Source organism: Streptomyces sp. NPDC002776, from assembly GCF_053592195.1.
Genome location: NZ_JBSFVG010000001.1, coordinates 122,490 through 135,393 on the forward strand (window position 1 = coordinate 122,490; position 12,904 = coordinate 135,393).

A 12,904-nucleotide genomic window follows, 5' to 3' on the forward strand; every position below is an offset into this window, starting at 1 on the left:
GTGCTCCCCCTCAGCCCCGGACCCGGAGACGGTCGGTGCTGTCCTCGCTGGGCTGGACGACGACGATGCCCTGGCCGGAGAAGGCCATCTGGTACGCCTCGCCGCTGCCCCGGCCGATCAGCGACTGCGCCTTGAAGCTGCGCTTGCCCTTCACCTTCAGGTTCGGGGACCAGGCGACGAGCGCGTCCGGGTCGACGTACGTCTCGTTCTCGCCACCGCCGCAGTCGACGACGATCGGCTTGCCCCGGGAGGTCAGCGCGACCCAGCCCTGCCCGGAGATCTTGGTGTTCCACAGGCCCTGTCCGGCGAACTTCGCCAGGCCCTTGACCCGCTCGACGCCCCACGTGAGGTGGGCGTCGAAGGCCAGCAGGTTGGTGGCGTTGACGGAGATGCCGTCGCCGTTGAGGTTGATCACGACGACGTTCGCGCCGTAGTCCGCGAGGTAGAGCAGTCCGTCGCCGGAGCACTTCATCAGGGGCGCGCCCTCGCCGGTCATCCAGTCCTTGGCGATCTGGCGCACGGCCGGCGGGTTGGGCTCGTACTGGACGAACCCCTCGTAGGCGACCATCGACCCCACGCGCGCGAGGAGGTCGTTCCCGGTCTGCATGGCGACCTTCAGCATGTGGTTGCCGTGGTTCTCCATGCGGGCGGTCACCGGCGCGGGAGCGTAGCCCGCGAGCGGCTGGTTCATGACGGGCTCTCCCTCAGATCTCGTACGGCTGGACGACGATGAAGTTGCCGGGAGCGGCCCGGAACTGGAGATTGACGCTCTCTCCGGTGTCGCCGGGGTAGGCGTTGCGGCGCATCCGCACCTGGCTGGAGACCACCACCTGCGCGGCGGCCGACCAGGCGACCACGGCGTTGCAGTCGGCGAACGTCGTGGGCGTGACCGGCAGGACGACCGGCGTGCCGTGCGTCTTGACGACGATCGTGCCGGTGCCGGTGAACTGCATCGTGAACAGCGCGCCGCCGGGAATGCCGTGTCCCTCGATACGGCGGACCTCGTACTGCAGGCCCTCGTCGAAGGCGAGGACGTTCTCGGCGGAGACGCACACCCCGTCGCCCTGGAGCTCGATGGGGTGCAGCATCGTGGAGTTCTCGGCGAGGAACACCTGGCCCTGGCCGGTGCAGCGCATCAGCTGCATCTCCTGGCCGGTGGCGTTGCCCGCGATCCGGCCCGCGAACCCTGCGCCCTTGTAGCTGAAGTCGACCTTGCCCTGGTAGAGCACCATGCTGCCCTGCCGGGCCAGCACCGGCTGACCGCCGATACCGAGGTCGACGCGGATCATCTTCTTGTTCTGCTGCGTCCAGCGCTGCCCGGTGGGCGTCTCCCGGAACTGCTCCAGCGCACCGGCCACACCGGGCGCCTGGGGAGCACCCTGGGGGGCACCGTAGGGGGCGGCGGCGTGGCCCGGGCCCTGTCCGTACGCGGGCTGCTGGCCGTAGCCGGGAGGCGGCGCCGGCTGACCGTACCCCTGCGGGGCGTGCGGTGCCTGGGGCTGGCCGTAGCCCTGGGGGGCGTGCGGTGCTTGGGGCTGGCCGTAGCCCGGGGGCAGCGGTGCGCTCGGCGGCTGGCCGTGCGGCTGCGGCGGCTGGCCGTAGGGCTGCTGCGGCTGGGCGGGCTGGCCGTACGGCGCGGGTGCGGGGGCCGGCGGGGGTACCTGGGTGCCGCCGGGCGGTGTCATGGGCGCGATGATCGTCGGCTGGGCGTGCACCGACGGCGCGGGGGCCGGTGCCGGCGGCGGAGGCGTGGCTCCCGGCGGGGGCGCGAAGCCCTGGTGGGCGGGCTGCGGGGCGGGGGCAGGCGCGGGCGCGGCCGCGGGTGCGCCGAAGGCGGGGGGCGCGGTGGCCTGGGCCGGGGGCGCGAAACCGGGGGTCGCGCCGGACTGCGGCTGCTGCGGGGCCGGGGCGGGAGCCTCTTCCTCCATGACCTCGCCGCCGAAGTTCTTCAGCAGCGCGTCGAGCCCGCCGTCGAAGCCCTGGCCGACCGCGGCGAACCGCCAGACGTCCTTCAGATAGAAGTCGCCCAGCATGACGGCCCGCTCGGTGCTGAACTCCGAGCCGTTGAACGCGTACCGGGCGACTTCCTCGCCGCCGGCCACGATGCGGATGTATCCGGGGTTGATCTGCGACATCTGCCCGGCGCCGTCGAGCGTCGCGGTGAACGACAGCTTGTGGATCTGCGGCGGGATCCGGTCCAGCGTGACCCGGAAGGACTCCGTGTCACCGGCCTGGGCACCCAGGAGCTGAACGGACTCCTCGGGGGTCTTCGGCTGGTTGAAGAAGACGAAGTAACGGTCGTCCGAGAGCCGTTCATCGGCGTCGAGGCCGAAACAGCTGATGTCGAAGGTCAGACCGGGACCGGAGATCTGCACGCCTACGTACAGATCCGTGCCCGCGGTGAGGTCACTGATCCTGGCCTTGTGGCCGCGTTGGAATTCCCTGGCCATGCGTAACGACCGTCCCCCATCCCGAATACGAGTGCGTCGCGTCAGGCTAACGGCAAACTCGGACACCGGACGAAGTCGGTACAGAGCCGGTACAGAACCGGCGCCCCGCGGTACCGGAAGGTCGGCGGACGGTCACTCTCCGCGTGTGCCGGGCAGGTGCGGCAACCGGTCGGCGGCGACCACTCCTTCGAGGTAACCCCGGGCCCGCTCGGTCCGCGGATACGCCTCCAGCAGCCGCCAGAACCGGGGCCCGTGGCCGGGCACCAGCAGATGGGCGAGCTCGTGCAGCAGGACGTAGTCGACGACGTACTCGGGCATGCCCTGGAGGCGGTGCGACAGCCGGATGCTGCCCTCGGCCGGGGTGCACGAGCCCCAGCGGGTGTTCTGGTTGGTGACCCAGCGGACCGAGCCGGCCCGGGCCCGGCCGTCGAAGTACTGGGCGGAGAGCCGTTCGGCGCGCTCCGCGAGCTCGGTGTCGCCGAGCACCCGCTTGCTCTCCTGGGCGGCCAGCTTGTCGAGCATGACGCTCACCCAGCGCTGCTCCTCCGCCTCGGACATCCGCGCGGGAATCAGCACGACGGTGCGATCACCCTCGCGGTACGCGGAGACCGTCCGGCGCCGACGGGCACTTCTGCGCACCTCGATCGCGCTCGCCCCCGAACCGTTCGGCGGCGGGCTCGGCGGGCGGCGCTGTGGCGTTCCGGCGCTGTGCAGTGGGTCGACGGACACGCCCTGACGTTACCCGCTGCACACGGGGGAAGTCCCGACTCCGGTACGGTTCCGCGCCGAGACCCCACCATGCGTTTGATTTGTACGAAGATTTCCGGGGCCTGTGGACAACTTTCGGCGCCGGACCGCGGCCGGGGGCATGCTGGCTCTGCCGGGGCGACCGCGACCGACTCCAAGGAACACGCGACGGCCGCCTGTGGCACACGGGGACCGACCATGAGTTACGGGGGCCTGTCATGCATCCGATGGTGAAGCCGGCGCTCAGGCGCGGCTGGCGCGACCTCAACACCGTGCAGTTCGGGATGACGCCCGCGCACGCGATGACGCTCGGCCCGATGGACACGGCGACGGGCAGCTTCCTCGACCTGCTCAACGGCACCCGGGGGCTGGACCTGCTGCGCGCCGAGGGGCGGCGGATGCGCCTGCCCGACGGCCATGTCGACGGGCTGGTGACCCGGCTGACGCGGGCCGGGCTGCTCGACGACGCGCGCGGGGGCGGCCCCGGCGGTGCCGAGCTGCGCGGGAAGAAGGAGGCGATGGACCGGCTCCGCCCCGACCTGGCCTCGCTCTCCCTGACCACCTCCGAGCCGGGCGAGGCCATGCACCGGCTGACCGCCCGCGGCTCCCTGCGTGTCCAGGTGCGCGGTGCCGGGCGGGTGGGGGCGGTGCTGGCTTCCCTGCTGTCCGGCGCGGGCGTCGGCGAGGTCGACGTGCGCGACGGCGGCCGGGTCGAGCCGTGGGACGTGGCGCCGGGCGGACTGCCCGCCGAGGCGATCGGTGAGCGCAGGGAGGAGGCCGTCCGCCGGGCCGTACGCCGGGCCGCCCCGGACCGCCCGCCCCGCCGCGGCCCGCAGTCGCGGCCCGGTGACGCCGACCCGGGTCACTCCCTGGTGATCCTCGCCCCACGGGACGAGGTCGGGGTGCACGCGCCCCTTCCGTCCGCCGCCGAGCCGCTGATCGCTTCCGGCACTCCTCATCTCTACGCCGGAGTGGTCGAGGGAACCGGTGTCGTCGGTCCGCTCGTCCTGCCGGGCGAGACCGGCTGTGCGGGCTGTCTGCACGAGGGCCGCACCGACCGGGACCCGGTCTGGCCCCGGCTGGTCGCCCAGTGGCGTTCGGGCGTGGGCAGGCCGCGCCCGGTACCGGCCTGCGACCTGGCACTGGCGGCCATGGTGGCCGGACTGGCGGCGGCTCACGCCCTGGCCTTCCTCGACGGCGGGACCCCCTCCAGCGCGGGCGCCCGCTGGGAGGTGTCACTGCCCGGTCTGACCTGGCACGCACGCCCGGTCTGGGCCCATCCCGCATGTCCGTGCGGGGCCGCGGAGAAAGGTAAGGAAGGACACACCTCCAAGGAGGGGGAGGCGCACGAGACAATGGCGGTGCAACGGCCGTCGAGAATGTCACGCCGTCAGGCGAACGCTCGTCCCGTTGGGACCTGGAGGGCGCATGTCTGATCTTCCCCGCAAGGCGGTCACCCGCACCGCCAAGCTCGCCGCGCTCCCGCTCGGCTTCGCCGGGCGGGCGACCTGGGGACTGGGCAAGCGAATCGTGGGCGAGTCCGCGGAACTCGTCGGCAAGGAGCTGCAGCAGCGCACCGCCGAGCAGATGTTCAAGGTGCTCGGCGAGCTCAAGGGCGGAGCCATGAAGTTCGGGCAGGCCCTGTCCGTGTTCGAGTCGGCGCTGCCCGAGGAGGTCGCGGGGCCCTACCGCGCGGCGCTGACGAAGCTCCAGGAGGCGGCGCCTCCGATGCCGACCCGCACGGTGCACGCGGTGCTCGCCGAACGGCTCGGGGAGGACTGGCGCGAGCTGTTCGTCGAGTTCGACGACAAGCCTTCCGCGGCGGCCTCCATCGGCCAGGTGCACCGGGCGGTGTGGCAGGACGGCCGCGCGGTGGCGGTCAAGGTGCAGTACCCGGGCGCCGGTGAGGCCCTGCTCTCCGACCTCACCCAGCTGAGCCGGTTCGCCCGTCTGCTGGGCCCCCTGGTCCCCGGCATGGACATCAAGCCGCTGATCACCGAGCTGAAGGACCGGGTCTCCGAGGAGCTGGACTACGGCCTGGAGGCCCAGGCGCAGCGGGCTCACGCGGAGGAGTTCGCGGACGACCCGGACGTGGTGGTGCCCGACGTGGTCCACCAGTGCGACCAGGTCCTGGTCACCGAGTGGATCGACGGCATACCGCTGTCGGAGATCATCGCGGACGGCACCGAGGAGCAGCGCGACCGCGCCGGCCAGCTGCTGGCCCGCTTCCTCTTCTCCGGCCCGGCCCGTACCGGCCTGCTGCACGCCGACCCGCACCCCGGCAACTTCCGGCTCCTGCCCGGTGACCCGGACGGCGAGCAGGAATGGCGCCTCGGCGTGCTGGACTTCGGCACGGTCGACCGCCTCCCCGGCGGTCTGCCCACCCCGATCGGGGAGTCGCTGCGGATGACCCTGGACAGCGATGCGGAGGGCGTCTACGAACTGCTGCGCCGGGAGGGCTTCGTCAAGGAGTCCATAGAGCTGGACCCGGACGCCGTCCTGGACTACCTCCTGCCGATCATCGAACCGGCCGAGGTCGACGCGTTCGCCTTCAGCCGGGGCTGGATGCGCGGCCAGGCGGCCCGGGTCGCCGACCCCCGCTCCCCCGCCTACCAGCTGGGCAAGCAGCTCAATCTGCCCCCCGCCTACCTGCTGATACACCGGGTGACGCTGAGCACGATCGGCGTGCTGTGCCAGTTGGGGGCCACCGTCCGACTGCGCGAGGAGCTGGAGGAGTGGCTGCCCGGATTCGTCCCGGAGGGGGAGACCCCCGAGGAGTCGGCCGCGGGGGCCTGAGCCGCTACCACCAGGACGATTCCAGCCGTCCCTCGATCGCTCTGAGGTTCTGCCGGGAACAGACGTCGCAGAAGTAGTGGCGCTCGCCGTTCTCCACGGAGAAGGTCCAGGTGGCCTGCGGGCCCTCGGCCGTGGCGCCGCACCCGGCGCACATCAGGGGTTGCGGCTCCGAAGTGGAGCCGGCGTCGTCACCGCCTCCGGGAAGACTCGTCACCCCGTGACGATATCGCCGCCGTCGGCGCCCCCGCGGGTACCACGCACCGCGGGGGCCGGTCCGTTCGGACGGACCGGCCCCCGTGGGGAGTTGCTTCCTCCCGGGCCGGGAGGCGGCTGGCTGCAGCCGGGTCGATTACTGCATGACCGCCATGGCGATCGCGCGACGGGCGCGCATCGAGGCACGCTCGGCGCGGCGCTGCATACGGCGCGCGGTCAGCAGGCGCAGCGCCCGGCGTTCCTGCTCCGCCTCGTGCAGGCGCTCGTGCATATGCGCACGGGCCAGGGCTTCTGGGATGAGTTGCATTTCGCGGGTCCTGTTCTGGCGCGAGTCGAACGCGCCGGTGGTGGTGAAGTCTTCAGGCGTGGCGCTTGCGTGCTCGTTGAGGGACGGCTTCATCGGGGCCTGCTTCTTGGGGTCGTGCGTGAAGGGGCGGTCGATCGTTCCTGCGGTGTTCATGCCGTAACCGGGTTCTTGCGCGGGCGGCCACGCGGCCGCTTCCGGGCGACGACGACACCCTGGACGAACAGCTCGCCACCCCAGACACCCCAGGGCTCACGCCGCTCCTTGGCGCCGGCGAGGCAGGCCTCCATCAGCGGGCAGGTGCGGCACAGGGACTTGGCGTACTCCACGTCCGCGGGCGACTCGGCGAAGAAGACCTCCGGGTCGTAGGAGCGGCAGGGGACGGGTACGCCGAGGTTCTCGATGGCGTCGTCGAGCGCGGTGAGCGCCGTGAGCGGGGTCAAGGTGGAGTCCTCCGTGAGACCGGGCGGGCGGAGCGTTTCGGAAGGCGGTACGGACGGGGCGTGCGCTTCGAGTTGCACGGGTCGTCTTCCTCGTCTGTTCGTTCCGGTCGGGTGGGACCGGGTGGCGGTGGTACCGGGTTCTTTTCTTGTCCCGAGGCCCCTTCGCTCCGTCGTCCCCGTTCGGGGACAAACAGAAGGGCCGCGGATCCCGGATGGGGTTCCGCGGCCCTGAAGGCGCCGACCTGAATGAATCAGGCTGGATCACTCCAGGGTTCTGGCCCACGGAAGGCCCACATCTGGTGGTGCTGCGTCGTCTGCTTCCGGAATCCGGCACCGGTCGCCGTAAAGGCATAGGCATGCGCCTGCGCCACTACTGCCGCTTCCAGTGCCTTGGTCGGTCGCTCATTGCGCTCGCGGACAGGAAGACCCGCGAGGGACAGGGAGGCGGCCGGACGCACGGCACGGATGCCGGACAGACCGGTGCCGTCGTTCGAGGCGCCGAGCATGCACAGGGAGGCGATGACCGAGGGATCGGTCATTTTCACGGTGCTGATGATGGAGCTGGTGTTGATGCTGACCACTGGACTCGCCTCCTCTCGGCGTCTGAGGGACTGGGGTGAACCAGTCCGACGGGTATGCAAGTACAACACGGAATTAGGGCCTCCAGGAAGGCCTCCGTTCCCGTGCCTAAGAACCTATGGGGATTGCTGGGGCATGCGCAAACTATTTTTTCGACGAGTTCGCATCAGTGCCCGTCTTCTTCTTCCGCGGGCTGCCGACCTGCGCAGATGGCCAGGACATCGGCACCGTAGCGGTTGAGCTTGCGCACGCCGACGCCGGGGATCCGGGCGAGGTCGCCCTCCTCGTCGGGGCTCGCCTCGGCGATCGCCATCAGTGTCTTGTCGGTGAAGACGCAGAAGGCGGGCTGGCCGCTGCGCTGCGCCTGGTCCGCGCGCCATTCCCGGAGCCGTTCGTACAGCCCCTCGTCCATGTCGGAGGGACAGTCCTCGCAGCGCATCAGTTTCATCTCGCCGGCGTCGGTGAGGGTGCGTCCGCAGACCCGGCAGCGGGCGACGGTGCGCTGGGTGCGCCGCGGGGCGGCATCCGGTCTGCTGGTGAAGCCGCGCTCGACTCCCCCCGAGCGGGCCGCACCGGCGCGGCCCACGGTGGCGGTGGAGCCGGGGCGCAGTCCGTCGAGGAAGCGGCTGGGCCGGCGGTTGGCGCGGCCGCCGGGTGAGCGGGCCAGGGACCAGGAGACATGGAGGTGTTCCCGGGCTCGGGTGACGCCGACATAGAGGAGACGGCGCTCCTCCTCGATCTGCTCGTCGGTCTTTGCGTAGGTGATCGGCATCATGCCCTCGGCCACGCCGACCAGGAAGACGACGTCCCACTCCAGGCCCTTGGCCGAGTGCAGGGAGGCGAGGGTGACGCCCTGGACGGTGGGGGCGTGCTGGGCGCTCGCCCGTTCGTCCAGTTCCGCGACGAGGTCACCGAGGGTGGCGCCGGGTCTGGCGGCGGCGAAGTCCTGGGCGAGGTTGACCAGGGCGGCCAGGGACTCCCAGCGCTCTCTGACCGCGCCCGACCCGGCGGGCGGCTCGCTGGTCCAGCCCTCGCCCGAGAGCACCGCGCGCACCTGGGAGGGCAGGTCCACGGCGTCGTCGAGGAGGGAGTCGTTGCCGCCGAAGCGGGCCGCTCCGCGCAGCGCGATGCCGGCCTTGCGCACCTCGGGTCGGTCGAAGAACCGCTCCGCTCCGCGCAGCTGGTAGGGGATCCCGGCGTCGGCGAGGGCCTGTTCGTAGGTCTCGGACTGGGAGTTCGTACGGAACAGGACGGCGATCTCGCTGGCCGGGACGCCGGAGTGGAGGAGCTCGCGGATGCGGCGCGCGGCACCCTCGGCCTCGGCGGGCTCGTCGGTGTACTCGGCGTAGCCGGGCTCGGGGCCCGGATCGCGCTGGGAGATCAGCTCCAGACGGTGGTCGGCCGCGCGGCCCCGGGCCTGGGCTAGCAGGCCGTTGGCGAGGTGGACGACCTGGGGAGTGGAGCGGTAGTCGCGGACCAGCTTGACGACGGTGGCGCCGGGGTGGCGGATGCGGAAGTCGAGCAGATGGTCGGGGGTTGCTCCCGTGAACGAGTAGATCGTCTGGCTGGCGTCGCCGACCACGCACAGGTTGTCGCGGTCACCGAGCCACAGGTCCAGCAGCCGCTGCTGGAGGGGGCTGACGTCCTGGTACTCGTCGACGACGAAGTGCTGGTACTGGGAGCGGACCTGCTCGGCGATGTCGTGCCGGTCCTGGAGGATCGCCACGGTCAGCAGCAGCACGTCCTCGAAGTCGATGACGCCCCGCTCGCGCTTGAGGTCCTCGTAGGCGGAGTAGAGCTGGGCGATCTCGGCCGGGTCGCGGGGGGTCTCCCGGCCGGCCTTGGCGGCGGCGAGCGCGTAGTCGGCGGGGACGGTCTGGGTGACCTTGGACCATTCGATCTCGCCGGTGGTGTCCCGCAGCTCGCCCCGGTCCAGGCGGATGCGGCAGGCGGCAGCCGCGTCCGCGACGAGCTGGATCTTCCGGTCGACGAGCCGGGGCATGGAGCCACCGATCGCTTTCGGCCAGAAGTACTGGAGCTGGCGCAGGGCCGCCGAGTGGAACGTCCGGGCCTGGACGCCCCCCGCGCCGAGCTGGCGGAGCCGCCCGCGCATCTCTCCGGCGGCCCGGTTGGTGAAGGTGACGGCCAGTACGCTGGACGGCTGGAGGATCCCGGCGCGCACTCCGTAGGCGATGCGGTGGGTGATCGCCCGGGTCTTGCCCGTCCCGGCCCCGGCCAGCACGCACACCGGTCCGTGCAGGGCGGTGGCCACTTCGCGCTGCTCGGGGTCGAGTCCCTCGAGCACCGCGTCGGCCGAGTCCGGTACCTGCGGGAAGAGCGGGGAGTGCGTTGCTGCTGTCACACAGCCATGCTGCCAGGTCGCCGGTGACGGGTGAGCCGGTTGTCCACAGGCGGGGCCTCGCAGTCGTACTAATGCGGCAGGCGTCACGTCGCCGGGCATGCCCCCCGCCGGGAATGGCGGGCCGGGCGCGTGCGTTCCCTCTTCGGACGACCTGGTCCCCGAGCCATCGAAGGAGCGCGCGAGACATGCAGGGCACTGTGACGATGTACAGCACCACCTGGTGCGGCTACTGCCAGCGGCTGAAGAAGCAGCTGGACCGCGAAGGCATCGCGTACACCGAGATCAACATCGAGCAGGACCCGGCCTCCGCGGCGTTCGTCGAGAAGGCCAATGGCGGAAACCAGACGGTTCCGACCGTGCTCTTCCCCGACGGCTCGACCCTCACCAACCCGTCGCTGGCGCAGGTGAAGCAGAAGGTCGGCGTCTGACGGCTCGCTGTCCGAAGGGGCGGTTCCCAGGACCCCAGGTCCTGGGAACCGCCCCTTCGCTGTGTCAGACGAAACTCCGCGTCGGCAGCGGCTTGCCGTACCAGAGCTCGATCAGACGGGCCGCGATCGAGATGCCGTAGGGCGGCAGCACCTCGCCGGACTCGAAGGCGGCGCCCAGTTCGTCGCGGGAGAACCAGCGGGCCTCGTGGATCTCGTCGCCGTCGACGTCGATCTCGGTGGAGGTGGCGCGGGCCATGAAGCCCAGCATCAGGCTGGACGGGAAGGGCCACGGCTGGCTGGCGACGTACTCGACCTGGCCGATGGTGATGCCGGCCTCTTCGAAGACCTCGCGGCGCACCGTCTGCTCGATGGACTCGCCGGGCTCGACGAAACCGGCCAGCGTGGAGAAGCGGCCCTCGGGCCAGTGGACCTGGCGGCCCAGCAGGATGCGGTCGTCCTCGTCTGTGACGGCCATGATCACGGCCGGGTCGGTGCGCGGGTAGTGCTCGGCGCCGCACGCCTGGCAGCGGCGGATGTGACCGGCGGCGGCGATCACGGTGCGGTCGCCGCAGCGGGAGCAGAAGCGGTGGGTGCGCTGCCAGTTCTCCAGGCCGACCGCGTGCACCATCAGGCCGATGTCGCGCGCGGACAGCAACAGGCCCGCCTCGCGCAGTCCGGCCGGGCGCGCGGACTGGTCGATGCGGCCGGGCAGGGCGTCCTTCTGCAGCGCGAAGTAGCTGACGCCGTCCTCGTCGATGCCGAGGAAGTAGCGGTGCGCCTCGGTGAGGGGGGCCTCGAAGGAGGGGGTCATGACGAGTTCGGTACGGCCGTCGGCCGTCTCGTCGATCAGGACCTGGCCGCCGGAGACCACGAAGCAGCGCGTCGTGGGGTGGCTCCATGCCGCGGCCAGCCAGGCCTCGTCGAGGCGGTGGTGGGCGGCGCGGTCGATGCCGCTCGATGCGGTGAGCGAGATGGGGCGGTCGGCGGTGTGGTCGGTCCAGGTGGTCACGGGTGCTTCCAACTCCCCCGGTGGAACGGTTGGTTTCGGCGGGCGGTTCAGCGGGACGTAGGACGGGAGGGGACCGGGTCCGGCAGACCGGTGCGGTAGGGGGCGGCTTTCTCAGTGTGCCCCGCGCGCGGTGGCGTGCCGGACGGTGCCGGGTGCTCAGGGCGCATGACGCCAGGTCTCCGCGAGGTCGCCCCACAGGTACGCGGTGGTCTCGACGCCTTTGAGCAGCAGGTCCAGCTCGACCTTCTCGTTCGGGGCGTGCCAGCCGTCGGAGGGGACCGAGATGCCCAGGAAGAGCACGGGGGCGCCGAGGACTTCCTGGAGATCGGCGGCCGGTCCCGAGCCGCCCTCGCGGGTGTAGCGGACGGGCTTGTCGAAGGCGCGGCCCATGGCGCGGGCCACGGACTGCAGGGCGGGGTGGTCCAGCGGGGTCAGGCACGGGCGCGTGGCCGAGCCGAAGACGACCTCGCAGCGGATCCCGGCGGGCACCTGCTCGGCGGCCCAGGCGCGGACGGCCTTCTCGATGTGCTCGGGCTCCTGGCCGGCGACCATGCGGAAGGACAGCTTCAGCATGGCGTCGGACGGGATGATCGTCTTGCTGCCGGGGCCCTGGTAGCCGCCGCCGATGCCGTTGACCTCGGCGGTGGGGCGGGCCCAGATGCGCTCCAGCGTGGAGTAGCCGGCCTCGCCGTGGGTGGCGTGGGACTTGGCGGTGCGCAGCCATCGCTGCTCGTCGAAGGGCAGCTCGGCGAAGAGCGCCCGCTCCCGGTCGGTGAGCTCGACGACGCCGTCGTAGAAGCCGGGGATCGCCACGCGCCCGTGCTCGTCGTGCAGGGCGGCGACCAGGCGGGCGGCGGCGGTGGCCGGGTTGGGCACGGCGCCGCCGAAGGAACCGGAGTGGATGTCCTGATCGGGGCCGTGGAGCCGGATCTCGCACTCGGTGAGGCCCCGCATGCCGGTGCAGACGGTGGGGGTGTCCTCGGACCACATGCCGGTGTCGGAGACGATCACGGCGTCGGCGGCGAGCCGGTCCGCGTGCTCCTCGACGAGGGCCCGGAAGTGCGGCGAACCGGACTCCTCCTCGCCCTCGATCAGCAGCTTCAGGTTGACGGCCGGGGTGGTGCGGCCCGTCACCGCGAGGTGGGCGCGGACGCCGAGTGTGTGGAAGAACACCTGGCCCTTGTCGTCGGCCGCTCCGCGCGCGTAGAGGCGATTTCCCCGGACGACGGGCTCGAAGGGGTCGCTGTCCCAGCCGTCCTCGCGGGCGGCGGGCTGCACGTCGTGATGGCCGTAGACGAGGACCGTGGGGGCGCCGGGGTCCGCGGAGGGCCACTCGGCGAAGACGGCGGGGGCGCCGGGCGTCCGCCAGATCTCGACGGTCGGGAAGCCGGTCCCGGTGAGCTTGGCGGCGAGCCAGTCGGCGCTGCGCCGCACATCGGGCGCGTGGTCGGGCTGGGCCGACACGGAGGGGATGCGCAGCCATGCGGCGAGGTCGTCGAGGAAGGCGGCGCGGTGCTGCTCGATGTGCGTACGGACGGCGCTGACGACGCTGTCAACGGGATGGCTCATGGTC

Annotated in this window: 13 protein-coding genes; 3 read left to right on the forward strand and 10 right to left on the reverse strand. The window is 71.7% G+C overall.

All coding sequences use genetic code 11. The annotated features are described in order from the left end of the window. Nucleotides 1–10: 10 nt before the first annotated feature. From ACWD11_RS00595 to ACWD11_RS00605, 3 genes are all read right to left on the reverse strand, one after another. Nucleotides 11–691 carry an AIM24 family protein gene (locus tag ACWD11_RS00595; RefSeq protein ID WP_015657951.1) on the reverse strand — a complete coding sequence of 227 codons (681 nt, stop codon included), beginning with the start codon at nt 689–691 and terminating at the stop codon, nt 11–13. 13 nt (nt 692–704) lie between these two features. Continuing rightward, the gene (locus ACWD11_RS00600) at nt 705–2,450 is read right to left on the reverse strand and encodes a TerD family protein (protein ID WP_451280438.1); all 1,746 of its coding nucleotides are present in this window, start codon (nt 2,448–2,450) and stop codon (nt 705–707) included. 132 nt (nt 2,451–2,582) lie between these two features. Beyond that, nucleotides 2,583–3,179 carry a M48 metallopeptidase family protein gene (locus ACWD11_RS00605; protein WP_389415041.1) on the reverse strand — a complete coding sequence of 199 codons (597 nt, stop codon included), beginning with the start codon at nt 3,177–3,179 and terminating at the stop codon, nt 2,583–2,585. 236 nt (nt 3,180–3,415) lie between these two features. Between ACWD11_RS00605 and ACWD11_RS00610 the strand changes: the two genes are divergently transcribed. Next, nucleotides 3,416–4,633, forward strand: a complete 1,218-nt coding sequence (locus ACWD11_RS00610) for a TOMM precursor leader peptide-binding protein (protein ID WP_451280440.1) — start codon at nt 3,416–3,418, stop codon at nt 4,631–4,633. Continuing rightward, the gene (locus tag ACWD11_RS00615) at nt 4,626–5,993 is read left to right on the forward strand and encodes an ABC1 kinase family protein (RefSeq protein ID WP_451280442.1); all 1,368 of its coding nucleotides are present in this window, start codon (nt 4,626–4,628) and stop codon (nt 5,991–5,993) included. The genes ACWD11_RS00610 and ACWD11_RS00615 overlap by 8 nt, the downstream gene beginning before the upstream one ends. Nucleotides 5,994–5,997: 4 nt before the next feature. Here the strand turns inward: ACWD11_RS00615 and ACWD11_RS00620 are convergent, their stop codons facing one another. The 5 genes from ACWD11_RS00620 to ACWD11_RS00640 all read right to left on the reverse strand — a co-directional run bounded on the left by ACWD11_RS00620 (nt 5,998) and on the right by ACWD11_RS00640 (nt 9,894). Next, entirely contained in the window at nt 5,998–6,207 is a 210-nt protein-coding gene (locus ACWD11_RS00620) for a hypothetical protein (protein WP_451280444.1), read from the reverse strand. A 135-nt stretch (nt 6,208–6,342) separates the two neighbouring features. Further along, on the reverse strand, nt 6,343–6,666 hold the full coding sequence (locus ACWD11_RS00625) for a hypothetical protein (protein ID WP_451280446.1): 324 nt from the start codon (nt 6,664–6,666) through the stop codon (nt 6,343–6,345). Then, nucleotides 6,663–7,031, reverse strand: coding sequence for a WhiB family transcriptional regulator (locus ACWD11_RS00630; protein WP_451280448.1), 369 nt, complete (start codon nt 7,029–7,031; stop codon nt 6,663–6,665). The genes ACWD11_RS00625 and ACWD11_RS00630 overlap by 4 nt, the downstream gene beginning before the upstream one ends. A 173-nt stretch (nt 7,032–7,204) precedes the next feature. Beyond that, on the reverse strand, nt 7,205–7,534 hold the full coding sequence (locus ACWD11_RS00635) for a hypothetical protein (RefSeq protein ID WP_389415047.1): 330 nt from the start codon (nt 7,532–7,534) through the stop codon (nt 7,205–7,207). Nucleotides 7,535–7,698: 164 nt separating this feature from the next. Next, nucleotides 7,699–9,894 carry an ATP-dependent DNA helicase UvrD2 gene (locus tag ACWD11_RS00640; RefSeq protein WP_451280450.1) on the reverse strand — a complete coding sequence of 732 codons (2,196 nt, stop codon included), beginning with the start codon at nt 9,892–9,894 and terminating at the stop codon, nt 7,699–7,701. Between the two features lie 185 nt (nt 9,895–10,079). On the opposite strand from ACWD11_RS00640, the gene ACWD11_RS00645 reads away from it, so the two are divergent. Further along, nucleotides 10,080–10,322: a mycoredoxin gene (locus ACWD11_RS00645; protein ID WP_351979992.1), complete on the forward strand. Its 243-nt coding sequence runs from the start codon at nt 10,080–10,082 to the stop codon at nt 10,320–10,322. A gap of 64 nt (nt 10,323–10,386) precedes the next feature. Here the strand turns inward: ACWD11_RS00645 and nudC are convergent, their stop codons facing one another. After that, entirely contained in the window at nt 10,387–11,331 is a 945-nt protein-coding gene (gene nudC, locus ACWD11_RS00650; RefSeq protein WP_451280452.1) for an NAD(+) diphosphatase, read from the reverse strand. Between the two features lie 156 nt (nt 11,332–11,487). Next, entirely contained in the window at nt 11,488–12,900 is a 1,413-nt protein-coding gene (locus tag ACWD11_RS00655; protein ID WP_451280454.1) for a dipeptidase, read from the reverse strand. Nucleotides 12,901–12,904 lie beyond the last annotated feature (4 nt).